This is a genomic window from Alloalcanivorax sp. (genome assembly GCF_964221125.1).
Lineage (GTDB): Bacteria > Pseudomonadota > Gammaproteobacteria > Pseudomonadales > Alcanivoracaceae > Alloalcanivorax > Alloalcanivorax venustensis.
This window is the reverse complement of the sequence record NZ_CAXPXK010000009.1, coordinates 44,907-68,459: the sequence shown is the minus strand read 5'-3', so window position 1 is coordinate 68,459 and position 23,553 is coordinate 44,907. Positions and strand designations below refer to the sequence as shown.

Sequence of the window (23,553 nt, the reverse complement as noted above, 5' to 3'; positions counted from 1 at the left end):
GACACCTTTTCGTGTTGTCTGGAAGTCACTTCCTTGTTTTTGGGGATTGCGCTTTTTCTTCTTGCCGGCGGGTCAGCCCGCCATGAAATTGTTCATCTGCATGATCGGCAGCATCACCGCCAGAACAATGAGAATCACGAACCCGGCCATGGTCAACAGCATCAGCGGGCCCAGCAACCCCACCATGGTTTGGACCGTGCTGGTGAGTTCCCGTTCCTGGTAATCCGCCGCCCGGGTGAGCATGTTGTCGAGCTCGCCGCTGGTCTCGCCGCTGGCGATCATCTGCACCAGCATGGGCGGGAAATAGCCGCTGGTTTCCAGGGCCCGGCTCAGGCTGCCGCCCTCGCGCACCCGGGCGGCGGCGGTCACCACCGCCTCGCGGATGGCCAGGTTGCCGACCACCTGGGCGGCGATGAACAGGGCGTCCACCAGCGGCACGCCGGAGCGCCCGAGAATGCCGAGGGTGCTGGCCAGCCGGGCGCTGTCGGAGGCCCGCATCATGGTGCCGATCAGCGGCAGCGCCGCCAACCGGCGGTGAACGCGCATTTTGAACGCCGGCTCGCGCATGGCGCGGGAAAACGCCACCACGGCGCCCACCACCACCAGCGCCAGCAGCCAGCCCCAGGCGCGCACGAAATCGCTGAGCGCGATCACCGCCACGGTGATAAAGGGCATGGCCTGCTCCCGGTTGTCGAACACGGCCACCATCTTGGGCACCACGAACGCCATTAGGAAGCCTATCACCAACGCCGAGAAGATCATGATGAAGGCCGGGTAAATCATCGCCTGGCTGACCGAGCGGCCGGTGTCGTCGCGGGTTTCCAGGTAGTCGGCGAGCTGTTCCAGCACCTGCTCCAGGTGGCCGCTCTGCTCGCCGGCCGCCACGGTGGCGCGGTACATTTCCGGGAAGGCGCGCGGGTATTCGGCCAGCGCCCGCGCCAGGCTGAAGCCCTCCAGCACCTTGCCGCGCACCGCCATGACGATTTTTTCCACGCGCGGGTTGCCGGCCTGCTTGGCCACCGCGCCCAGGGCCTGCTCCACCGGCAGGCCGGATTTCAACAGAGTGGCCATCTGCCGGGTGATCAGCGCCTGTTCGCCGCCCTTGAGCTTGCCGGTGCCGGAAAGGCGCGCCGACAGACCGCCCCCGGACTGGTGGTCCTTGGCCTCGGACACCTCCAGCGGCACCCAGCCCTTGCCGCGCAGCTGCTGGCGCACATGGCGGGCGCTGTCCGCCTCCAGGGTGCCACGTTTTACTTTGCCCCGGTGATCCAGGGAGCGGAATTCAAAAGCGGGCATCAGTCTTCCTTGGTGACGCGCAGTACTTCTTCGATGCTGGTGTCGCCGGCCAGCACCTTGCGCCAGCCGTCCTCGCGGATGCTGGGGGTCAGCTTGCGGGCGTGCCGCGTGATCTCCAGCTCGCCGGCGCGTTCGTGGATCAGTTCGCGCATGGCGTCGTCGATGATCACCAGCTCGTAGATGCCGGTACGGCCCCGGTAGCCCTGGTTGTTACAGGTCTCGCAGCCCTCCGGGTGGTACAGGGTCACGTCCTGGTCCGGGGCCAGGCCGAGCATGCGGCGTTCGCTTTCACTGGGCTGGTAGGGGCGTTTGCAGTCCGGACACAGCACCCGCACCAGGCGCTGGGCCAGGGCCCCGAGCAGCGAGCTTGAAAGCAGGAACGACTCGATGCCCATGTCCTGCAGCCGGGTCACCGCGCCCACCGCGGTGTTGGTGTGCAGGGTGGACAGTACCAGGTGACCGGTGAGGGACGCCTGCACCGCGATCTCGGCGGTTTCCAGGTCGCGGATCTCGCCCACCATCACCACGTCCGGGTCCTGGCGGAGAATGGCGCGCAGGCCGCGGGCGAAGGTCATGTCCACCTTGGTGTTCACCTGGGTCTGGCCGATGCCCTCCAGCTGGTATTCGATCGGGTCTTCCACGGTGAGGATGTTGCGGGTGCTGTCGTTGAGCTCGGTCAGCGAGGCATACAACGTGGTGGTCTTACCGGAACCGGTGGGGCCGGTGACCAGGATGATGCCGTGCGGCTTGTGGATCAGCTCGCGCATGTGCTGGTCGCAGACGTCGCCCATGCCCAGGTGGGAGACCTGCAGGCGGCCGGCCTGCTTGTCGAGCAGACGCAGCACCACCCGCTCGCCGTTGCTGGAAGGCATGGTGGAGACCCGCACGTCCACGTCCCGGCCGCCCAGGCGCAGGGAGATGCGGCCGTCCTGGGGGATTCGCTTCTCGGCGATGTCCAGGCGCGCCATTACCTTGATACGCGACACCAGCAGCGGCGCCAGCTCGCGTTTGGGGGTGAGCACCTCGCGCAGCACCCCGTCCACCCGCATGCGTACCACCAGGCGGCGTTCGAAGGTTTCGATGTGAATGTCGGAGGCGTCCTCGCGGATCGCCTCCTGGAACAGGGCGTTGATCAGCCGGATGATGGGGGCATCGTCTTCCTGCTCCAGCAGGTCCGAGGTCTCCGGCAGCGAGTCCGCCAGGCTGGCCAGGTCCAGGCCTTCCAGGTTGTCGGCGGCCTCGGCGGCGGCGCCGCGCTGCTGCTCGTAGGTGATCGCCATGGCGGCGCTGAAGGCGCCGTCGTCCAGCCGCACGATGGCGGGCAGCCCGCCCAGCCAGCGCTGCACCTCGGCCACCGCCGACAGCGACACGTCGTCGCGGCAACAGAGTTCACGCCGGCCGTCTTTTTCCCGCAGCAGCACACCGAACCGGCGGGCGTAGCCGTAGGGCAACAGCAGCGGGCCGTCGCCCACTTCCGGCAGCTCGGACTGCTCCATGACTGCTTCACTCATACATCAATACCTTTCCATAAGTATTTCCACGATCTCGCCGTTGCTGTCGGAGAGATCCAGGAACTGAAAACCGGCGTGGTATTCCCCCGGCTCGTCCAGTGCCTCGCTCCACACCACCCTGGCGTTGAAGCTCATCGTGTTGACGCCGCCGATCTGGTCCGGAAGCACCATCCCCAACTGAAGCTGCTCACTGGGCGCCACGTCCCGCCGCAATGACAGCTTGAAGCCGCCGACGCTCAGGTTGGTCAGCCGGCCCACGTTACCACCGGTGCTGCGGTCGAACACCACCAGTTCATGGAACATACGCTTGCGCGGGTGACGGCGGCGTTCGCGGCGGTCGTCGCCGGCCTCCTCATCCCGCGGCCGCAGCATGAACACCACCCCGGTGAACTCGCCGCCCTCGCGCAGCACCGGGTTGGCGTGCACCCGCAGCGGCACCGGCTCATCGTCGCCGGACGGGTACACATCCAGGTCGTCTTCCCAGTGCCGCCCCTCGGCGCAGCGGGCCAGAACCGGCGAATCCCGCCATTCCCCCTGGCCGAACAGCAGCGGCGTCACCGGTGTGCCCAGCAGGGTGTCGCGCTCCACGTTCAGCAGCGCGCAGGCGGATTCATTGCAAAAGGTAACCTGGCCGTCGGCGTCGGCGCCCACCACCGACTCGCCGAGGGCGTGCAGAAGGCGCTCGTTCTCGTCCTTGAGGCGCTTCATCTGCACCACCGCCTGTTGCAGCTTACGCCGCTGGCGGTCCAGCTCCATAAACACATTGACCTTGGCATCGAGAATCTGTTCATCGACGGGCTTGAACAAATAGTCCACGGCGCCGTGCCGGTAGCCCTCGAACACGTACTTCTGTTCCTTGGAGATGGCGGTGACGAAGATAATCGGGATGTGCCGGGTCTTGCGGTTCTGGCGCATCAGCTGCGCCACCTCGAAGCCGTCCATCTCCGGCATCTGTACGTCGAGCAGGACCAGCGCGAAATCGTGCTTGAGCGCCAACGCCAGGGCCTCGTTGCCGGAGCCGGCCATGACCAGGTTGCGGTCCTCGGCCTCCAGCAACGCCTCCATGGCGATCAGGTTCTCCCGGTGATCATCGACGACCAGGATGTTCTGTTTTTTCATCTTGCAACCCAATCAAGAATTCCGCCAGATACGGGCCGATGCGTTCCAGATCCAGCACTTCCCGCACCGATCCCTTTGTTATCGCGGCTTCCGGCATGGCCGGCGCCTCGCTGCTCTGCGGCGACTGAGCCAGGGTCAGCCCGCCGCGGCGGCGTATATAGTCCAGACCCTCGGAGCCGTCTTCGTTGGCGCCGGTGAGGATCACCCCGATCACCTTTTTGCCATACACGTGGCCCGCCGAAAAGAACAACTCGTCAATCGACGGCCGGGAGAAATGCACCGCCCGGTACATGGACAACGCAATGGTTTCGTCCGCGTCCACCAGCATATGGTAGCCGGGCGGCGCCACATAGACGTGCCCGGGCCGGATGCGCTCTTTGTCTTCCGGTGCCACCACCGGCAGCCGGCTGTAGCGGGCCAGCAGCCAGGCCAGCCTGTTCTCGGTGCTGGCGTTCTGGTGCTGGACCAACATGATGGCCGCGGGAAAGCCTTCAGGCAAGCTGGCGAGCACCGAGGAATAGGCGTTCAAGCCACCCCAGGATGCCCCCATAACGACCGCTTTAACGGGCGTCGCGCCGGGCACTTACTCCCCCTGGCCGCGATTGCGCTTCTCCGCCTCATAGGCGGCCCGGTGCGCCTGGGCCTCCTTGAGTTTCACCTGCAGCTCGCGGCGCTGCCGGTCCAGCTCCAGGAAAAAATTCACCTTGCTCTTGAGGATCAGCGGGTCCAGCGGTTTGAACAGATAGTCCACGGCGCCCGCCTGATAGCCCTTGAACACGTATTTCTTCTCTTTGCTGATCGCCGTGACGAAGATAATGGGAATGGTCTGGGTGTCTTTGCGCTGACGCATCAATTCCGCCACCTCGAAGCCGTCCATGCCGGGCATCTGCACATCCAGAAGCACCAGGGAGACGTCTTCCTTGAGCAGAATTTTGAGCGCTTCCTGGCCGGACTCGGCCTTCAACAGCGTGCGCCCCTCATCCTCCAGAATCGCTTCCAGGGAGACCAGGTTGGCGGGTTGATCATCAACCAACAGCAGTTTCTGCTCGATCATCATTATTCTCGATTAAGCGTGTCTGTTATGCGTTGGGACGCATTTGTCTTTTACGGAAAATCCGCAGTGATCGATTGACCACGTCGAACGACTCTTCATTGCCGCTGAAACGCAGACTTTCCTTGGTGCCCAGGCACAGAAAGCCGCCCATATCCAGGCTTTCTCCGAACAGCTTGAACACGCGCTGTTGCAGGGGCCGGTCAAAGTAAATCAAAACGTTGCGGCAGAGTATCACATGCATTTCACCGAACACCTGATCGGTGGCCAGATCATGATCGGCGAACACGATATTGCGTTTCAGGCGTTGCTCCATGATGACGCTGTCATAGCGGGCGGTGGCGTAGTCACTGAGCGACTGACGGCCGCCGGCGCGGCGGTAATTGTCCGTGTACTGCTTGAACGCATGGATCGGATAGATGCCTTTCTTGGCCGCCGCCAGGACGTTCTTGTCGATGTCCGTGGCGTACAGCATGGCGCGCTCGTAGAGCCCCTCTTCCTCAAGAAGAATGGCCATTGAGTAGATTTCCTCGCCGGTGGAGCAACCCGCGTGCCAGATCTTGATGAACGGAAAGGTTTTCAGCACCGGCACCACTTCCTCGCGGAACGCCTTGTAGAATTCCGGGTCGCGGAACATCTCGGTGACGTTGACGGTGAGGTCGTTGAGCAGCGTGACGAAGAACTGCCGGTCGCGCAGCACCCGGTCGGTCATCTCCAGCACCGTGGAAAAGCCGGACATGGTGAGCCGGTGCATGATGCGCCGGCGCATGGAGGCCGGACTGTAGGAGCGGAAATCGTAGCCGTAGAGCTGGTAGATCGCCTCCAGCAGCAGCCGGATCTCGATATCCTCCACTTGCACCTGTTCATCGCTGATCGCCGGCTGCGGTTCCACTGCGGGCACTCCTATTTATGCAGCCAGACCCGCATCAGCGAGGTCAGCTTGCTCATGTCGATGGGTTTGGAGCAGTAATCGTTGGCGCCGGCGTCCAGGCACTTGGCGCGGTCGTCCTTCATCGCCTTGGCGGTCAGCGCCAGCACCGGCAGCGCCGCGAAGCGCGGCTGGCTGCGGATATGCGCCATCGCTTCGTAGCCGTCCATTTCCGGCATCATGATGTCCATCAGGACAATGTCGAAGTCCGGGCTTTCATCCAGCGCTTCCAGGGCTTCGCGGCCGTTGTTGGCGAGGTGGATATCGAAGCCCAGCTCTTCCAGCTGGGCGGACAGCGCATAGATATTGCGCATGTCGTCGTCCACCAGCAGCAGCTTCTTGCCCTCGAAAATGTCGTCGCGGTGTTCGATCAGCTCCGGGTTGCCGCGCCGGTGGGCGGGCAAGGTGGACTCCAGCCAGTGCAGGAACAGCGACGCCTCGTTGAGCAGCCGTTCGTGGGAGCGTTCGGTCTTGAGGATGATGCGGTCGGCGTACTTGCGCAGCCGCGCTTCCTCGTCGCGGGTCAGGTCCTTGCCGGTGTAGATCACCACCGGCACCGCCTCGTAGGCGTCGTTGCCGTGCAGCCGCTCGAGCAGTTCGAAGCCGCTCATGTCCGGCAGGGTCAGGTCCAGAATCATGCAGTCGTAGACGGTTTCACCGAGGGCTTTCAACGCCGCCTCGCCGCTGGTGACGGCGGTGATCTGCACGCCCTTCTGGTCGAACAGCTCGCGGATGCTTTCATGCTGGATGGCGCTGTCCTCCACCACCAGCAGGCGCCGCACATTGGTCTCGATGGCGGTCTCGATCTTGGCGAAGGCGCTGAGCATCTGCTCCTGGCTGACCGGCTTGGCGAGGAAGTCGATGGCGCCGAGATCGAGCGCCTTCTTGCGCTCGTCCTTGCCGGACAGAAAGTGCACCGGAATATCCTGGGTGCGGGCGTCCGCCTTGAGCTTCTCCATCACCTCCCAGCCGTCGATGCCGGGCAGCCCGATATCGAGAATAATGGCGCTGGGCCGGTAGCGGCGCGCGTACTCGAGACCGGTTTCACCGTCGTGACAGATGTGGCTTTCCAGGCCGTAATCCGCCGCCAGATCCACCAGTACGTTGGCGAACTCGCCGTCGTCCTCGACCACCAGCACGGTCTTTTCGCGGACCACGAAGCCGTCGTCGTCCTGGCCTTCCAGCGGCAGATCGGCGGCGGTGTGCGCCTCGGCGTTGGCGCCGATGTCCACCGGTTCCGCCGGCGCCGCCCCGTCGTCCGCTTGCTCGCCCTGCCCGGCATGGCCTTCGGGCAGGTAGAGCATGAAGGTGGCGCCGGTGCCGGGGCCGTCGCTGTGCAGGCTGATTTCGCCGCCCAGCAGACGCGCCAGCTCCCGCGAGATGGTCAGCCCCAGGCCGGTGCCGCCGTATTTGCGGCTGGTGGTGCCGTCGGCCTGCTGGAAGGCCTCGAAGATCAGCTTTTGCTTGTCCTCGGGGATGCCCACGCCGGTGTCGGTGACCGCGAATTTAAGCGTGCTGGCACGGTCCATGCGGCCGGGAATGCGCTCGTCCTCGCCGGGGCGCTCGATGCTCAAGGTCACCGAGCCGTCGTCGGTGAATTTGAGCGCGTTGGAAAGCAGGTTTTTCAGAATCTGTTCGAGCCGCTGACGGTCGGTATAGAAACTGGCCGGCAGCCCCTCGCCGCGGGCCACGTGGAAGGCCACGTTACGGTTCTCGGCGATATGGCTGAAGTGGCGCTGGAAGTGATCGCACAGCTCCGACGGCGCGATGGCGTCCACCATCACGTCCATCTTGCCTTCCTCGATCTTGGAAATATCCAGAATGTCGTTGATCAGTGACAGCAGGTCGGCGCCGGCGGAATGGATCACCTGGGCGTGCTCCACCTGCTTGTCGTCCAGGTTGCCCTTTTTGTTCTGCCCCAGGGCGTTGGACAGAATCAGAATCGAGTTCAGCGGCGTGCGCAGCTCATGGGACATGGTGGAGAGGAATTCGGACTTGTACTTTGAGGACAGCTCCAGCTCCTTGATCTTGTCCTCCAGCTCCTGGTGCAGCAGCTCCAGTTCCTTGTTCTTCTGCCCCATTTCCGCTTTCTGTTCGCCGAGCACCTTGGCCTGGGCTTCCAGTTCCTCGTTGGTGACGCGCAGCTCTTCCTGCTGGGCCTGCAGGGACTCCTCCGAGGCACGCAGGGCCTGGGTTTGCGACTCCAGTTCCTCGTTGATCGCTTTCAGTTCTTCCTGCTGTTGCTGAAGGCGCGATTCGGAGGCGGACAGCTCCATGGCCTGCTCTTCCAGGTCCTGATTGACCTGGGCCATCTCTTCTTTCTGCGCTTCCAGCGCGCGCGCCTGCTGCTGGGTCTGCTCCAGCATGCCGGCCAGCCGCAGCCGGTTCTGGGCGCTGTGCAGGGCCACGCCGATCAGGGCCGCGCCCTGCTCCAGGAAGGCGGTGTCGGACTCGGAAAACGACTGAAAGGCGCCCACTTCCAGCACGCCTTTCAATTCATCGTCGTGAAGAATCGGCAGTACCATGACGTTGCGCGGTGCCGCGTTGCCGGTGCCGGAGCCCACCAGCATGTACTCCTCGGGCACCTGCTCAAGAATAATGGTTTTCTTTTCCAGCGCGCTCTGCCCGACCAGGGATTCGCCCAGACGGAATTCGTTGGCCAGCTGCTTGCGCCGCTGCATGGCGTAGGCGCTGGAAAGGCGCAGTGTTTCGCTGTCGGTGTCGAAGGTATAGAAGGCGCCGACCTGGGCTTCCAGGGTGGGCACCACATAGGAGAGAAGATTGTTGCCCAGCTGTTCGATGCTCAGATCACCGCGCATCAGGGCGTTGAGTTCGGACAGCTGGTTTTTCAGCTGCTCCTGACGCCGGTCCTCGTCGGTGCGCGCTTTCAGGGTGTCGCGCATTTTGCGGATGGCGCGGATCAGGTGGCCGGTTTCGTCACGGCTGTCGCTGCGGATCTCGGTGTCCCAGTTGCCGCTGGCGATGCTGTCCGCGGCGCCCATGGCGTCTTCCAGGGGGCGCGTAATGGAACGGGTGACCCGCAGGGCGATCAAGCCGAGCAGCGTGAACGCCACGCTGCCCAGGGCCAGGCCGATCAACTGGGTGCTTTTATTGTCTTCGCGGCTGGCGTTGAGGTTATCGCGGAAGCTCTGGTATCGCTGTTGCTCGAAGGCGCCGTGCTCGTCGGTGTACTGCTGCTCCAGGCGCTGCATCTCGGTGAGCGCTTCGTAGCTATCGACCCGCGCGCCGGGATTTTCAACCAGCCCGGTGGCGGTGTCGTTGGCGACGGTGATGTAGGTGATAAAGGCGGAGCGCAAATCGTCCACCGGCGCGCTCAGGGTGGGGTCGAGACGCTCGATATCGCCGAGGCGTTCCAGGAAACGGTCGGAGCGCTCCCGGGCCTCGTCCAGCAGCCCGGCGTCCGCCTGGCTGATGGCGTCGTCGAAGGCATCGCTGATCGCCAGGAATTCCACATTGTTGGCGTTGACCAGTTCCAGCACCGGAAAGTCATGGCTCTCCACCTGGCGCAGATGATCAATATTGGTTTCCGCGATGTAGTAGCTGTACAAGAAGTAAGCGAGGAACAGGAAGATCCCCAAGCCCGCCACGGACAAAATCTTCAGCCGCACGGACAGATGCTGAAACCCAGTCATTAACCGTTTCCCCCTGAATCCGAGGTTTGTTATGGCGTTATGCTATTGCCCCGGTATTCGTGCTTTCCCGCAGGAATAAGACTAAAGCATTAAAGTACCAGAAAGCGATTCAAGGCGGCAATAAAAGGCGAAGGGAGGAACCGGAAGGGAGAAGTTGGTGCGGGTAGCCGGACTCGAACCGGCACAGCCATAAGGCCGAGAGATTTTAAGTCTCTTGTGTCTACCAATTTCACCATACCCGCAGGTCATGCCGAACTTTACACAACAGATGCAGGCCTGGGAATGGAGGCGCGGGTCGGAATCGAACCGGCGTATACGGAGTTGCAGTCCGCTGCATAACCACTCTGCCACCGCGCCGTTAAACCTGTACGAACAAAAAACCCCGGCTTGGGCCGAGGTTGGAAATCTGGAGCGGGAAACGAGATTCGAACTCGCGACCCCAACCTTGGCAAGGTTGTGCTCTACCAGCTGAGCTATTCCCGCTTTTTTCCAGCGCCGGGTTGCCCCGAACGCGAAGCCGCATTCTACCCGAGCGCGGGTCTCTGTCAAGACTGTTTTTGCTGCCGATTCAATATCTTGGACAAACTTTGCGCAGTCGTGCCGGGGCCTTCAACCCGCCCCGTTCACGAGCCGTCGCGGTCGCCGCCCGGGTTAGTGAATTGCGGCACCGCCGCGCGCAGATAGGAGAACATGGACCACAGCGTCAGCGCGGTGGCCAGGTACAAACAGCCGTAAGCCAGCCACAGCCCCGGCGTCATGACAATGGTGAGGTTGTCCGCGCTGTGCTCCGGCTTGAGCGCCAGCAACAACGTGATCGCCACCATCTGGGTAACCGTTTTGATCTTGCCGATCGAACTGACCGCCACCTTGGCGCGCTCGCCCAGCTCCGCCATCCACTCACGCAACGCGGACACGGTGATTTCCCGGGACACGATCACCATCGCCGGCACCGCGAACCAGACGCTGGCGTGGGTCTGCACCAGCATCACCAGGGCCACCGCCACGATCAATTTGTCCGCCACCGGGTCCAGAAACGCCCCGAACGGGCTGGTCTGGCCGAGACGCCGGGCCAGGTAGCCGTCCAGCCAGTCGGTCAGGCCGGCGGCCAGAAACAGCGCCGCGGCGAGCAGATCGCTCCACCAGAAAGGCAGGTAGAACACCGCCACCAGCACCGGAATGGCAGCCACCCGGATAAGCGTGAGAATGTTGGGCAGGTTGAGAATGGGAGCGTGCTTGGACATGGACAACTTCTATGCCGTCGGCGGAAAAAGTGAGTATAACGGAAAGCGGCGCCGGCCTCATTGTTGAAACGGCCGGGGTGAAGGCATCGCCGCTGATTATTCGTGAAACCAGTTGTACAGCGTCTCGGCGGTCTGGGCATTGATGCCTTCCACCCGCGCCAGCTCTTCCCGGGACGCGTTACGCAGCTGCTTCAAGCCGCCGAAATGGTTCAGCAGCGCCTTGCGCCGCTTGGGGCCGACGCCGGGAATGTCTTCCAGACCGGACCGGCGGGCCTTGCCGCGCCGGGCGCGGTGGCCGGTGATCGCGAAGCGGTGCGCCTCGTCACGCACCTGCTGCAGCAGATGCAGCGCCGCGTGGGCACCGCCGGGCACCAGCTCGCGGCCGTCGGGCAGGTACAGCACTTCCAGGCCCGGGCGCCGGCTGGGCCCTTTGCCGATGCCCATCACCAGCACCTGGTTGTCCAGGTGCAGGCTCTGGATCACCTCGAAACTGCGCTGCATCTGCCCCTTGCCACCGTCGATCAGCAACAGGTCCGGCAGCTTCGCCTCTTCCTTCACCACCCGCTGGTAGCGGCGCCGTACCGCTTCCTCCAGGGCTTCGTAATCGTCACCGCCGTGCTCCGGGCTGACGTTGAAACGGCGGTAGTCCGCCTTGCGCGCGCCCTGCTGGTCGAACACCACGCAGGACGCCACCGCCCGCTCGCCCTGGGTGTGGCTGATATCGAAACACTCGATGCGGCGAATCGGCGTGTCCGCCTCAAGCAGGGTCTCCAGTGCATGAAAGCGCTGTTCCAGGTGCTCCCGGGCGGCCAGATCCGCGTGCAGGGACTGGTCCGCGTTGGTGCGCGCCATGTTCAGCCAGGCCTGGCGTTGGCCGCGTACCCGGGCGGCCAGCCGGATGCGGCGGCCGAGATGGGTTTCCATGGCTTCCTGCAGGGCCGCCTGCCCGGGCAGCGCGCCGGGCAATACGATCTCCCTGGGGATCGACTGGTCGTCGCGTTCGGCCAGGTAGTACTGGGCCAGGAAGGCTTCCAGGATTTCATCGCTGTCTTCCTCGCCGCGGGTATCCGGCCGGAAGCTGCGGTGGCCGAGCACCCTGCCCTGGCGCACCATCAGCACCTCCACCACCGCCAGCCCGTGGCGCACGGCGATCGCCACCGCGTCCACGTCGCCGCCCCGGTCGGTTTCCACATTCTGCTTTTGCTGCACCGCCTGGATGGCGGCGAGCTGGTCGCGCAGTTCCGCCGCCCGTTCGAAATCCAGCTGCTCGGCGGCTTTCTCCATCTGCTCGGTGAGGTGGTCGCTGACCTGGCGGCTGCGGCCGGAGAGAAAATCCATCGCCATGCGCACCTGCTCGGCGTACGCCTCACGGCTGACGAAATCCACGCAGGGCGCGGTGCAGCGCTCGATCTGGTACTGCAGGCACGGCCGTGTGCGGTTGCGGAAGAAGCTGTCCCGGCAGTTGCGCACGCGGAACACCTTCTCCACCAGCGCCAGGGTTTCGCGGACGCTGCCGGCACTCGGATAGGGCCCGAAATAGCGGCTGCCCGGCCGGCGCTTGCCGCGATGAAAGGTGATGCGCGGGTACTCGTCCGAGGTGGTGATCTTGATATAGGGGTAGGACTTATCGTCGCGCAGCAGGATATTGTACGGCGGGCGCAGGGACTTGATCAGCGACTGCTCGAGCAGCAGTGCCTCCGCCTCGCTGGCGGTGACGGTGGTCTCCACGCCCGCGATACGGCTCACCAGCGCGCGGGTCTTGGCGCCGGTGACGTTTTTCTGGAAATAGGAATTCAGCCGGGCGCGAAGGTCCCGGGCTTTACCCACATAGAGCACCCCGCCCTCGTCGTCCAGCATCCGGTAGACACCGGGCTTGCGGGCACAATGGGCGAGAAACTGCTTGGCGTCGAATTGCGGCAAGGCCACTCCGGGGTCGGCGAACGACAGGCTGCATAGGATCGGCACTGGCGCGATACTGTCAAGCCCGCGCCGGTCATTTCCGCCCGCCGACCGGACCCTCAGGCCGGGTTGGCTTCGTCGGCGTCCACCATGCCGTGGCGCACCGCCACCAGGGCCATTTCCACATCGCTGCTGATGCCCAGCTTGTCGAAAATGCGGTAGCGGTAGGTGTTCACCGTCTTCGGCGACAGGCACAGCTGATCGGCCACGTCCTGCACCTTATGGCAGTTGACGATCAGAATCATGATCTGCAGCTCGCGCTCGGAGAGCATGTCCAGCGGCGCGTCCGGGGTCGGCACGAAGGGCCGCAGCGCCATCGCCTGGGCGATCTCCGGGCTGATGTAGCGCTGCCCGGTGCTCACCACCTTGATCGCGCGCACCATCTCTTCCAGGTCGGCGCCCTTGCTCAGGTAGCCGGCGGCGCCGGCGTGCAGCAGCCGCGACGGGAACGGCTCGTCCTCGCAGACGGTCACGGCGATCACGCGCAGGCCGTCGTCCTGGCGCAGCATCCGCCGGGTCGCTTCGAGGCCACCTATGCCGGGCATTTTAATGTCCATCAGCACCACGTCCGGGCTCAGCTCGCGGGCCAGGCGTACCGCTTCTTCCCCACAGTCGGCCTGGCCAACCACACGAATCCCTTCCTGATCGCCGAGCATGCGGGTGATGCCGGTTCTAACCAGATCGTGGTCGTCGACCACCAGTACTTTTATCATTTTATCCTCCCCACTTAGCGTCCTTGATAGTGGATGTGTTTTGAACCCATCAAGCCTAGCGCGCCGGGGCCTGGATGCCTAGTGGCCGGCGTCACGATTCGACCAGGGTCGCATTGACGCGCCAGGGTGTGACGGGTAATTCTGAAACCCGGCCAATCTCACAACAAGGACAAGACCGATGAGCGCGATTCTGCTTTTGGTTCTGGGCCTCGGCGGCATGGCCGCCGGCTACTTTGTCTACTCCCGCTTTATCGCGGAGAAAATTTACAAGCTTGATCCGGATTTCCGCACCCCGGCCCACGAGTTCGAGGACGGGGTCGACTTCGTGCCCACCAATCGCTTTGTGCTCTGGGGCCACCATTTCACCTCGGTGGCCGGCGCGGCGCCCATCGTCGGGCCCGCCATCGCGGTGATCTGGGGCTGGCTGCCCGCCTTTCTCTGGGTGGTGCTGGGGACCATCTTCTTCGCCGGCGTCCACGACAGCGGCGCGATCTGGGCCAGCGTGCGCAACCGGGCCAAGTCGGTGGGCGCGCTCACCGGCGAGGTGGTCGGCGGACGCGCCCGCAGCGTATTCATGATCGTCATCTTCCTGGTGCTGCTGATGGTCAACGCGGTGTTCGGGGTGGTGATCGCCAAGCTGCTGATCAACAACCCCGGCGCCGTGGTGCCGGTATGGGGCGCCATCGCCGTGGCCCTGGTGATCGGGCAACTGATCTACCGCCGCAAGATCGGCCTGGGCCTGGTCTCGGTGGTCGGCGTGGCGGCGCTCTACGCGCTGATCTACATCGGCCCCTCGGTGCCGGTGACGCTGCCGGAAAGCACCGCCGGCCTGTCGCCCAACGCGCTCTGGATTCTGATTCTGTTCGGTTACGCGGCGATCGCGTCGCTGCTGCCGGTGTGGGTGCTGCTGCAGCCCCGGGACTACATCAACGGCCTGCAATTGTTTGTCGGCCTGATCCTGCTGTACGGCGCGGTGATCATCGCCAGCCCCACGGTTGTCGCGCCGATGATCAACTTCGGCGTGCCCGAAGGCACCCCCTCGATGCTGCCGCTGCTGTTCGTGACCATCGCCTGCGGCGCGATTTCCGGCTTCCACGGCCTGGTGGCCTCGGGCACCACCTCCAAGCAGCTGAACAAGGAAACCGACGCCCGCTTCGTCGGCTACTTCGGCGCCGTGGGTGAAGGCGCCCTGGCGCTGGCCGCGATCATCGCCGCCACCGCCGGCTTCGCCTCGCTGGCCGACTGGCAGGCGGTCTACACCTCGTTCGGCCAGGGCAGCCTGACCGCCTTCGTGGACGGCGGCGCCTTTATTCTCGCCGCCGGCACCGGCATGGAAGTGACCGTGGCGGCCACCCTGCTCACGGTGATGGCGGCGCTGTTCGCCGGCACCACCATGGACACCGGCCTGCGTCTGCAGCGCTACATTTTCCAGGAATGGGGCGAGATCTATAACATCGGCTGGATGCGCAAGGCGCTGCCCGCCACCCTGCTCTCCGTGGCCAGCTGCCTGATTCTGGCGTTCGGCGCCGGCGGCGCGGACGGCTCCGGCGGGCTGCTGATCTGGCCGCTGTTCGGCACCACCAACCAGCTGCTGGCCGGCCTCACCCTGCTGGTGATCACCGTGATGCTGGTGCGCCGCGGCCGGCCCACCTTCTACACCCTGGGCCCGCTGGTGTTCCTGCTGGTGATGACCCTGGCCGCGCTGCTGATGCAGCTGCGCGACTTCTTCGAGAAGGAGAACTGGTTCCTGCTGGGTCTGGATCTGGTGGTGCTGGTGGCGGCGGTGCTGGTGACCCTGGAGTGCGTGGCCGCGCTGCGCCGCGCCAAGGGCGCCGCCAACGACGAGAGCGCCTCTTGAGCGGCACGCAACAGGCGGCGCGTCTGATCGGCCGGCTGCGCCGCTGGTCCCGGCGCGCCGGCGATCTGGGGGCGAGCTACTACAACGCCCCCTACCGGGCCGCGATCGCCCGGGCCCGGCGGGACGAGGAGGATCTGTTCATGCTGATGGTGTTCTCCGAAACCCTCGGCATCCCCAACCCGGCCACCTGGTACACCCTGGAGCTGCAGCCGCTGCTGCTGGACCGCTTCCACGACTGGCACAAACGCATGGGCATGCCCCATTCGCCCCTCGACCACTTCCGCTGCTGCTGATTCATGCCCGACCCGAACCGCCACACCGCTCTGGATATCGATACCCTGCTGCGCCGGCGCCGCCTGTTAATGGTGGGCGGCAAGGGCGGCGTGGGGAAAACCACGGTGGCCTCGGCCCTGGCATTGCGCGCCGCCAGCCTGGAACGCCGCGTACTGCTGGTGTCCACCGACCCGGCGCACAGCCTGGCGGACGCCTTCGACCGGGAGATCGGCGACCGGGAAACCGACCTGGCGGCCAACCTCACCGGCCTGGAAATCGATCCGGACAGCGAGGTGGACGCCCATCTGGAACGCGTGCGGGCGCAGATGGCCCGCTTCACCGGCGCCGACCAGCGCCCGGAACTGGAGCGCCAGCTGCGCCTCAGCCGCCAATCACCGGGGGCCCAGGAAGCGGCCCTGCTGGAGCGCATTACGACGATCATTGATCAGCAGGACCGCTTCGATCTGATTGTGTTCGACACCGCCCCCACCGGCCACACCCTGCGGCTGCTCAGCCTGCCGGAACTGATGGCGGCCTGGAGCGAAGGCCTGTTAAAGCAGAACCGGCGCACCGAACAGCTGGGCAAGGTGCTGGGCCATCTGACGCCGGGGCGGGACCTGGAGAGCCCGCTGGGGGAACCGGAGGACCGGGAACTGGAAGGGCTGGACCAGCGCGCCCGGGCGCTGGCGGCGCCACTGCTCGAGCGGCAGCGACGCTTCCACCGCGCGCGGCGGCGGCTGCAGGACACCGACCACACCGGCTTTGTGTTCGTGCTGACCCCGGAGCGGCTGCCGATCCTGGAAACCGAACGGGCCGTGGCCAGCCTCGGCGAGGCCCGGATCCCGGTGGCCGGAATGATCATCAACCGGGTGTTGCCGGACGAGGCGGAGGGCGCCTTCTTCCGCGCCCGCCGGGAGCGGGAGCAACGGCTGATGGCGGACATCGACCAGCGCCTGGGCGCCCTGCCCCGCCTCACTCTGCCGCTGCTGGCCGACGATATTCAGGGGGGCGACGCGCTGGAGGCGTTCGCCGGGCGCTTCAGCCAGCCACGTTGAACAATTTCACGTCGGGCCGGCCGGCCAGCAGGTCTTTCAAACCACCACCCAGGCCTTTCATGTTCTCGCGGTGGGCGTCCAGCGCCGCCTGATCGTTGTACTGCTCATAAATCATCACGGTGTCGCCGTCGTCCACGGACTGGTGGACGGTGTAACCGTGATTGCCCTCTTCCTTGCGGACTTCCACGGCGATGCGGCTCATCTCAGCGGCGAGCGCGTCGCCCTTGCCGGGTTGGGCGGTGAGGATAGCTACGATACCGAGCATGGTGATTCCTTTTTTGTTTGTGGAATAACTCTTTTGGAATGAGATTCCGAAATGGAGCAAGCATGCTGGCACAGCGGTGTGGGCGCGGCCATGGGGTTTTGCGTCGTGGATTGGGGTGGAAAGGACTTGGGAAAGGCAGGCAATCAGATATTCGCGTACAAAAATATTATAAACTGAATAATTCTAGTTTCGCCGTGAAACACAGGGCATGGATTCTCTTGTCATCAGGAGCCTTGCAGTTACTTGTTGTTCTGATTCTGCCCTTCAATACCAATAGCCTTTCTAATTTCCACCATTTCTTTGCCTCTTGTTCGGTAGCCTGGGCTAACCTGTCCCGCCGAGTACAAATGACCGATAAGTCGCTGGAAATAATCTCGAGTCTTAGCGTCAGATTTTTGGCTTTCATCTGAAAAATAGGAAAGACGTCTCAGCATAGAATCTATTTTTTGTCGATGCTTGTTTTTTACGTCAATGCCGCCTTGCTTTAATATTACCCCAGTAACTTCCTTTTCAGTAGTAGCGTGATATGTTCTATTCTTATGTACCTTGTACCCGCGATTTTTCTCTAAGTAACCGCTAATATATCGTAAGAAATTCTTTGGAATTTTTTGTCCAGAGAATGTGAGATCATCGACATAAAGAGTGAAACGAAGCCCTCTTGAGGAAGCGTACTGATTTATATGCTCAAAAACGCCGAAGTTGACGAAGAAGGCGAGGCTTTGGCTAATTGGAGAGCCGGTGGGGATATGGCCTTTAACCGTGCAGAGATCGGCAAGTGTCTGAGCTATATCGCTGGAGCAATGCAGCCGCTTTCTTAGACCGCGATAAACAATGTCCCTGGTCGTACTTTGGTAAAATCTTTGTATATCCTGTTTGGCAACAGCACGTTCACCGCGATGCTTAGCAGCATTGTCGACATAAGAGCGGCCCTTCACCCCGGACATTAGATAATCCGGAGGAGAGATTCTACATAGCAGTTTATTTATACGATTATGGTAGCGCAGAACTTGAGATTTAGGTATTTCTATCGCCCGGCCACTTTCAGTGGTACCAAATTTATAATTTTTATCGGCGCGCCTAACCACTGTTTTTAACGTCTTCGGCTTAGTGCCTAACACAGCGGCCAATTTACTATGGCTACGGAGTTTAAAAAGAGGACTCTGATGTACAGGGTATTGCTTTACCCTTTTATTATTATTTGCCAAAAGACTCCATCCATATCGCCAAAGTCAAGTAGGAATTAACAGACTTCTTCACTCCCGACCTCACCCCATCAAAAAACGGTACTTTTCGCGGAGTTCCGAGTAGAAAAATCTCAAAGATATGCTTATTGATACTCAAAGTATTCGCATAGAAATCAGACAAAGAACGAGAAGGTGAGAGACCACCCTCTTCCATTTTCTGAATAATCTTTTGGTCAAGGTGTGTAGCTTGAGCCACATCCTCAAGCGAAAAATCAAAAACCAATCTGAGATTTGCTACTAATGTTCTCATAGTCAACCCTTTAAAAGGTTGTTATGCCCGCGGGTGATGCCGGACAATAAAATAATCATCCTACGGGCAATGCCATACCTGCTGTGGAAAGCAGAGCAATGACCAAGAGCTTCAGCACCCACACCACGAACCAAGCCGCAATGCTAATGAGAACCCTGACCACGACCGGGTGCCCTAAAAGACCCCCAATCTTGCCTACACATCGTCTTCCAAATGTCTTCAAACGCTTACTTAGTGACATAGTACGTCTCCAATGGTGGTTACACCTAGCCGGATGACTAGGCTCACAGAGTAACCAGACCATAGCGTCGGGGAATATTCGGAAGACTTTACCCGCGAACCAACCTGCTCGTCTCACAGACGAGCGATCCGGGCGACGGAGTGCCTTTCAGCGCGAGCGCCTCACCGGAACGGGCAGAGCACCAATCGCTCCTCGAAGATTTCTCTTCTGATGTCAGTCCTAAAGCAGACTTATCTGTGATGTTTCCCCATAGAAGACCCGTGAAACGTATCACAGTTTTTTTCGATGTCCAATAGCGAGACAAGCCAACAACATGGCTCATCCCAGCGTCGGCAGAGCCACCTCAATTCGATAGTCAGAGTGCCTAACCATGAGCATGGGACGGGCGGCTTGGATCGACAGAGCAAACCAAGTTGGGTGGTAACTGAGAGGCTTGGGCGCGCTTTGCGCGCGCCGAGAGGGTGGGATGGGCTCGCTTCGCTCGGGGCTGCGCCCCGTCGCCTTTGGCGACGCCCCTTCGCGGCGCTTTGCGCCGCTCGGTCGAACCGGTGGGTTCGAATGAGACCGCCCTGTCCGCCAAAAAAAAGGGGCTGCCTTTTGGCAGCCCCTTTTGTTTGGCGGAGAGGGTGGGATTCGAACCCACGGAGGACGCAAATCCTCGGCGGTTTTCAAGACCGCTGCATTCGACCACTCTGCCACCTCTCCGATGGGCGCCAATCATACCTGAGACGCTTTCGCAGTCAACGGTCCCGGGTCAATAAGGCTGCCATAACCGTGTGATTCAAGAGGGAAATCTTGATTTTGGCGCGAGTGTCCCTATTATCCATGGGACACCCTCAAGCAATGAGTCCGAGTATGAGCAACCACCCGAACCCGTACACCGCCCCCCACCGTCAGCACACGGCAACGGCGGTCACCGGCGAGCGCGCCGCTCAGGTCCTGAAAAACACCTATATGCTGCTGGGGCTTTCCCTGATGGTCGCCACCGGCGCCGCGGTGTTCGCCATGGCATTGGGCATCGGCTACGTCAATGTGTTCGTGACACTGGGCGTCTACTTCGGCCTGCTGTTCGCCACCAATAAGCTGCGCAACAGTTCCTGGGGCATTCTCGCCGTGTTCGGCCTGACCGGCTGGCTGGGTTTCACCACCGGACCGATCATCAACATGTACGCCCAGATCAACGGCGGCATGGAAATCGTGTCCCTGGCCCTGGGCGGCACCGCCAGTATCTTCGTGGCCATGTCGGGTATCGCGCTGGTGACCCGCAAGGACTTCAGCTTCATGACCAACTTCATCATGGTTGGCATTCTGGTGGCCTTCCTGGCCGGCCTGGCGGCGGTGTTCTTCAACATCCCGGCGCTGTCACTGGCCGTGTCCGCCGCCTTCGTGCTGCTCTCGTCCCTGCTGATTCTGTGGCAGACCAGCGCCATCATTCACGGCGGCGAGACCAACTACATCATGGCCACGGTCACGCTGTTCGTGTCGATCTACAACCTGTTCCTGTCCCTGCTGCATATTCTCACCGCCCTCAGCGGGAATGATTAAAGTCAGTCTGCTCGTGACCGCCGGGCCGCAACGGCCCGGCGCCATCACCGCCCTTCACACCGCCCAGGCGGTGGCCCGTTCCTCCCACCAGCTCTATCGCATCTTCTTCTACGGCGACGGTGTCCATCTGGCCAACCGGCTCGCCCGCCGTGGCGATCTGGCCTGTGACGCCCAGCGCGGCTGGCAGACGCTGGTGGCCGAGCACGGCTGGCCGGCCTCGGTGTGCGTGGGCGCCGCGCTCAAGCGCGGTATCAGCGACAGCGAGGAGGCCCGCCGCGCCGGCCTGAACGACGTCAGCGGCACCCTGGCGGACGGCTTCACGCTGGTGGGGCTGGGCGACTGGGTGGACGCCCTGACGCAGAGCGACCGGGTGGTGCATTTTGGCTGATTCAGTGCTTTATCTGGTGCGCCATGCGCCGGGCCGCGGCGGCGGTTGGCGCGAAAGCGTGGACATGGCACTTACCGGCGCCGCCTTCGGCGTCGCCACCCTGGTCTGGTTCGAGGCGGCGCCCTTGAAAGTGCTGGCGCGGCGCGCCGACCATGGGGACCTGCTCGCCGAGCTCACCGGCTTCGGCGTGCGCTGCGTGGCCCGGCGCGACGATCTGCCCGCCGGGCTGGACGGCATCGAGGGGTTGGACGACAGCGCGCTTCACGGGCTGCGGCACAGCGCCGCGCAACTGGTCATCTTATAATGTTGCACCTGATCGGCTTTGACGACCTGGACAGCGAAACCGGCCGCGACTGCCTGGCGGTCTACGAAAGCGGCGATCTGTGCGTGTTCGTCGACCAGGGCCATCTGGTGGCCGCCGACTTTCCACTGCAAGGGCCGGGCTTTCTGCTCGCCGAGGGCCCGCCGGCGGCACGCCCGGCGGATCTGGAAACCATTGACTACGACCGGCTGGTGGCCCTGATCGCCGAACAGGGCCCGGTCACCGGCTGGTACGACACCGAGAGCTCATGAGCGAACATCCTTTCGCGCCCTATGTGCGCACCCTGGGCCGTGGCAAACGGGCACGGCGCAGCCTCACCCGGGAAGAAGCCGCCGACGCCATGGCGATGATCCTGCGCGGCGAAGCGGAACCGGCCCAGGTCGGCGCCTTCCTGATGCTGCTGCGCGTCAAGGAGGAAACCGCCGAGGAGCTGGCCGGCTTCCTGGACGCCTGCCGGCCGGTGTGCCGGGAGCATCTCGCCGCCCTGCCCGCCGTCGACGTGGACTGGCCCAGCTACGCGGGCAAGAAGAAACACCACCCCTGGTACCTGCTGGCCGCCCGCCTGCTGGCCGACAACGGCCTGCGCATTCTGATGCACGGCGGCCCGGCGCATACCCCCAACCGCCGCTACAGCGACGACATGCTGGCGGAGCTGGGCCTGGCGTTGCCGGCCTCGGTGGCCGAGGCCGGCGAGCAGCTGGACAGCGACGGCTTGACCTATCTGGATCTGGGACACTTCTGCCCCGCCCTGCCGGAGCTGCTGATGATGCGCTTCCAGCTGGGCCTGCGCTCGCCGATCAACACGCTGGCGCGCAGCCTCAACCCGGCGGCGGCGCCGCTGAGCATGCAGAGTGTGTTCCACCCCGCCTATCTGGAGCTGCATCTGGGCGCGGCGAGCGCCTGCGGCGACCGCAACCTGCTGCTGTTCAAGGGCGAAGGCGGCGAGCTGGAGATCCGCCCGGATGCACGCACCGCCCTCACCGGGCTGCGCCACGGCGAGCCGGCGGACGGCGTACTGAGCGCCGCCATGGGCCGCCAGACGCCGCCGGGCGAAGTGTCCGTGGCGCCCCTGCAGGCGCTGTGGCGCGGCCAGGCGGACGACGCCTATGGCCAGGCCGCGGTGATCAAAACCGTGGCGGCGGTGCTGTGGGGCCTGGAAAAAGTCACCAGCCTGGAGGAAGGCGAGAAGGCGGCCGCCGCCCTGTGGGAGGCGCGCCACCGGGACCGGCTCTAGGCGCCGTCGGCGGCACCGAACCAGCGGTAACGCGGATGCAGGCTGACCACGCTGCCGACGATGATCAGGGTGGGCGCGTGGATTTCACGGCCTTCGATGCGGTCGGCCAGGTCGGCCAGCGTGCCGGTGATCACTTCCTGGGCGTCGGTGGTACCGCGTGAGACCAGCGCCACCGGTGTGTCCGCCGCGCGCCCGTGCTCGATCAGCCGGGCGCAGATTTCGCGCAGCCCCACCAGCCCCATGTAGAACACCAGGGTTTCCTGCTCCGCCACCAGGCTGGCCCAGTTCAGGTCCACACTGCCGTCCTTGCGGTGGCCGGTGACAAAGCGCACCGACTGAGCGTGGTCCCGATGGGTCAGCGGAATACCGGCGTAGGCGGCGCAGCCGCTGGCGGCGGTGATGCCGGGGACCACCTGGAACGGGATGCCGGCGGCCACCACCTCTTCCAGCTCCTCGCCGCCACGGCCGAAAATAAAGGGATCCCCGCCTTTCAGCCGGCACACCTTCTTGCCCTCGCGGGCGTAATGCACCAGCAGATCGTTGATGTTGTCCTGCGGCAAGGTGTGCCGGTCGCGGGCCTTGCCCACGTAGATCAGCTCCGCGTCCTCGCGGGCCAGGGCGAGAATCTCCGGTGCCACCAGCCGGTCGTACAGCACCGTATCCGCCTTGCGCAGCAGATGCAGGCCACGGAAGGTGAGCAGGTCCGGGTCGCCGGGGCCGGCGCCCACCAGATAGACCTCACCGTCCACCGGCGGCGGACGCTCCTGGTCGGCGTGGGCCACGGCGGCGCGCAGCGCCGCCTCCGCTTCGGATTCATGCCCGGAGAGCACCTGCTCCACCAGCGGGCCGTCCAGCTGCCGCTCCCAGAAGGCTTCGCGGGCCTTGCGGTCCGGCAACGCCCGCGCCAGCGGCGCCCGGAAACGGCCCAGAATGCCGGCCAGGCGCCCCCAACGGCTGGGCAGCCAGGCTTCCAGCCGGGCCCGCAGCCGCCGGGTCAGCACCGGCGAGACGCCGGAAGAACTGATGGTGATGAACAAGGGATCGCGGTCGATCAGCGCGGGGAACACGAAACTGCTGATGTCCGGCCGGTCGACCACGTTGACCGGCACGCCCCGGGCGGCGCAGAGGGCCGCGACACGCTCGTTGAGCGCCCCGTCGTCGGTAGCCAGCACCACCAGCCGGGCACCGTCCAGGTCGTCGTCCTGGAAGGCGCGGCGGTGACACTCACCGCCGGCCCCTTCCCGCCCCACCAGGGCCTGAAGTTCGGCGCGCCATTGCGGCGCCACCAGACGCAGGCGGGCCCCGGCGCGGTGCAGCAAGCGCGCCTTGCGCAGCGCGGTGTCGCCGCCGCCCACCACAACCACGGTGTGGCCGGCGAGCTTGAGCCCCAGGGGCAGAAAATCCATG

The 23,553-nt window shown here is 63.7% G+C and carries 22 protein-coding genes and 4 tRNA genes; 8 read left to right on the top strand and 18 right to left on the bottom strand.

Annotation, left to right across the window (positions count from 1 at the left end; genetic code table 11):
• Window positions 1–72: 72 nt before the first annotated feature.
• From gspF to uvrY, 13 genes are all read right to left on the bottom strand, one after another.
• A complete protein-coding gene (gspF, locus tag ACEQZD_RS01160) occupies window positions 73–1,296 on the bottom strand; it encodes a type II secretion system inner membrane protein GspF (RefSeq protein WP_335628892.1) in 1,224 nt (407 codons plus the stop codon).
• Window positions 1,296–2,807, bottom strand: coding sequence for a type II secretion system ATPase GspE (gene gspE / locus ACEQZD_RS01155; protein ID WP_142948770.1), 1,512 nt, complete (start codon window positions 2,805–2,807; stop codon window positions 1,296–1,298). The genes gspF and gspE overlap by 1 nt, the downstream gene beginning before the upstream one ends.
• Before the next feature lie 3 nt (window positions 2,808–2,810).
• On the bottom strand, window positions 2,811–3,926 hold the full coding sequence (locus ACEQZD_RS01150) for a response regulator (RefSeq protein WP_370183465.1): 1,116 nt from the start codon (window positions 3,924–3,926) through the stop codon (window positions 2,811–2,813).
• The gene (locus ACEQZD_RS01145) at window positions 3,895–4,509 is read right to left on the bottom strand and encodes a chemotaxis protein CheB (protein ID WP_255442432.1); all 615 of its coding nucleotides are present in this window, start codon (window positions 4,507–4,509) and stop codon (window positions 3,895–3,897) included. Before ACEQZD_RS01145 ends, ACEQZD_RS01150 begins: the two co-directional genes overlap by 32 nt.
• Entirely contained in the window at window positions 4,510–4,980 is a 471-nt protein-coding gene (locus ACEQZD_RS01140; RefSeq protein WP_067612917.1) for a two-component system response regulator, read from the bottom strand. It lies immediately after the preceding gene.
• Window positions 4,981–5,005: 25 nt separating this feature from the next.
• Window positions 5,006–5,869: a protein-glutamate O-methyltransferase CheR gene (locus tag ACEQZD_RS01135; protein ID WP_142948772.1), complete on the bottom strand. Its 864-nt coding sequence runs from the start codon at window positions 5,867–5,869 to the stop codon at window positions 5,006–5,008.
• An 11-nt stretch (window positions 5,870–5,880) separates the two neighbouring features.
• Window positions 5,881–9,558 (bottom strand): response regulator, encoded by a 3,678-nt coding sequence (locus tag ACEQZD_RS01130; RefSeq protein ID WP_370183460.1) that lies wholly within the window; start codon window positions 9,556–9,558, stop codon window positions 5,881–5,883.
• Between the two features lie 155 nt (window positions 9,559–9,713).
• Window positions 9,714–9,800 (bottom strand) — tRNA-Leu (locus tag ACEQZD_RS01125).
• Between the two features lie 41 nt (window positions 9,801–9,841).
• Window positions 9,842–9,915, bottom strand: a tRNA-Cys gene (locus tag ACEQZD_RS01120).
• A 50-nt stretch (window positions 9,916–9,965) separates the two neighbouring features.
• Window positions 9,966–10,041: transfer RNA gene (locus ACEQZD_RS01115), tRNA-Gly, on the bottom strand.
• 140 nt (window positions 10,042–10,181) lie between these two features.
• Entirely contained in the window at window positions 10,182–10,799 is a 618-nt protein-coding gene (gene pgsA, locus ACEQZD_RS01110; RefSeq protein WP_142948774.1) for a CDP-diacylglycerol--glycerol-3-phosphate 3-phosphatidyltransferase, read from the bottom strand.
• Window positions 10,800–10,895: 96 nt separating this feature from the next.
• Window positions 10,896–12,719 (bottom strand): excinuclease ABC subunit UvrC, encoded by a 1,824-nt coding sequence (gene uvrC / locus ACEQZD_RS01105; RefSeq protein ID WP_335628895.1) that lies wholly within the window; start codon window positions 12,717–12,719, stop codon window positions 10,896–10,898.
• Between the two features lie 98 nt (window positions 12,720–12,817).
• Complete coding sequence (gene uvrY / locus ACEQZD_RS01100) at window positions 12,818–13,471, bottom strand: UvrY/SirA/GacA family response regulator transcription factor (RefSeq protein ID WP_067607693.1); 654 nt, start codon at window positions 13,469–13,471, stop codon at window positions 12,818–12,820.
• A gap of 178 nt (window positions 13,472–13,649) precedes the next feature.
• Between uvrY and ACEQZD_RS01095 the strand changes: the two genes are divergently transcribed.
• Genes ACEQZD_RS01095 through ACEQZD_RS01085 form a run of 3 tightly spaced genes read left to right on the top strand, consistent with a single transcriptional unit; the run spans window position 13,650 to window position 16,657 of the window.
• Window positions 13,650–15,329 carry a carbon starvation protein A gene (locus ACEQZD_RS01095; RefSeq protein ID WP_335628896.1) on the top strand — a complete coding sequence of 560 codons (1,680 nt, stop codon included), beginning with the start codon at window positions 13,650–13,652 and terminating at the stop codon, window positions 15,327–15,329.
• Between the two features lie 26 nt (window positions 15,330–15,355).
• Window positions 15,356–15,622, top strand: coding sequence for a cory-CC-star protein (locus ACEQZD_RS01090; protein ID WP_370183477.1), 267 nt, complete (start codon window positions 15,356–15,358; stop codon window positions 15,620–15,622).
• A gap of 3 nt (window positions 15,623–15,625) precedes the next feature.
• Window positions 15,626–16,657 (top strand): ArsA family ATPase, encoded by a 1,032-nt coding sequence (locus ACEQZD_RS01085; RefSeq protein ID WP_335628897.1) that lies wholly within the window; start codon window positions 15,626–15,628, stop codon window positions 16,655–16,657.
• Here the strand turns inward: ACEQZD_RS01085 and ACEQZD_RS01080 are convergent.
• From ACEQZD_RS01080 to ACEQZD_RS01065, 4 genes are all read right to left on the bottom strand, one after another.
• Window positions 16,641–16,922, bottom strand: a complete 282-nt coding sequence (locus ACEQZD_RS01080) for a putative quinol monooxygenase (RefSeq protein WP_067612904.1) — start codon at window positions 16,920–16,922, stop codon at window positions 16,641–16,643. The genes ACEQZD_RS01085 and ACEQZD_RS01080 overlap by 17 nt on opposite strands.
• Before the next feature lie 239 nt (window positions 16,923–17,161).
• Entirely contained in the window at window positions 17,162–18,007 is an 846-nt protein-coding gene (locus ACEQZD_RS01075) for a reverse transcriptase family protein (protein WP_370183476.1), read from the bottom strand.
• Between the two features lie 109 nt (window positions 18,008–18,116).
• Window positions 18,117–18,416, bottom strand: a complete 300-nt coding sequence (locus tag ACEQZD_RS01070; RefSeq protein ID WP_370183457.1) for a hypothetical protein — start codon at window positions 18,414–18,416, stop codon at window positions 18,117–18,119.
• Between the two features lie 856 nt (window positions 18,417–19,272).
• A tRNA-Ser gene (locus ACEQZD_RS01065) sits at window positions 19,273–19,362 on the bottom strand.
• Window positions 19,363–19,512: 150 nt separating this feature from the next.
• On the opposite strand from ACEQZD_RS01065, the gene ACEQZD_RS01060 reads away from it, so the two are divergent.
• The 5 genes from ACEQZD_RS01060 to ACEQZD_RS01040 are packed head-to-tail and all read left to right on the top strand — an operon-like array spanning window position 19,513 to window position 22,146.
• Window positions 19,513–20,202 (top strand): Bax inhibitor-1/YccA family protein, encoded by a 690-nt coding sequence (locus ACEQZD_RS01060; protein ID WP_370183455.1) that lies wholly within the window; start codon window positions 19,513–19,515, stop codon window positions 20,200–20,202.
• On the top strand, window positions 20,195–20,590 hold the full coding sequence (gene tusD / locus ACEQZD_RS01055) for a sulfurtransferase complex subunit TusD (protein ID WP_335628898.1): 396 nt from the start codon (window positions 20,195–20,197) through the stop codon (window positions 20,588–20,590). The genes ACEQZD_RS01060 and tusD overlap by 8 nt, the downstream gene beginning before the upstream one ends.
• A complete protein-coding gene (locus ACEQZD_RS01050) occupies window positions 20,583–20,894 on the top strand; it encodes a hypothetical protein (protein WP_370183453.1) in 312 nt (103 codons plus the stop codon). Before tusD ends, ACEQZD_RS01050 begins: the two co-directional genes overlap by 8 nt.
• Window positions 20,894–21,163 (top strand): hypothetical protein, encoded by a 270-nt coding sequence (locus ACEQZD_RS01045; protein ID WP_142948780.1) that lies wholly within the window; start codon window positions 20,894–20,896, stop codon window positions 21,161–21,163. Before ACEQZD_RS01050 ends, ACEQZD_RS01045 begins: the two co-directional genes overlap by 1 nt.
• Window positions 21,160–22,146 (top strand): glycosyl transferase family protein, encoded by a 987-nt coding sequence (locus ACEQZD_RS01040; RefSeq protein WP_370183451.1) that lies wholly within the window; start codon window positions 21,160–21,162, stop codon window positions 22,144–22,146. The genes ACEQZD_RS01045 and ACEQZD_RS01040 overlap by 4 nt, the downstream gene beginning before the upstream one ends.
• Here the strand turns inward: ACEQZD_RS01040 and cysG are convergent.
• A complete protein-coding gene (gene cysG / locus ACEQZD_RS01035) occupies window positions 22,143–23,552 on the bottom strand; it encodes a siroheme synthase CysG (protein ID WP_370183450.1) in 1,410 nt (469 codons plus the stop codon). The two genes, ACEQZD_RS01040 and cysG, sit on opposite strands and share 4 nt — an antisense overlap.
• Window position 23,553 lies beyond the last annotated feature (1 nt).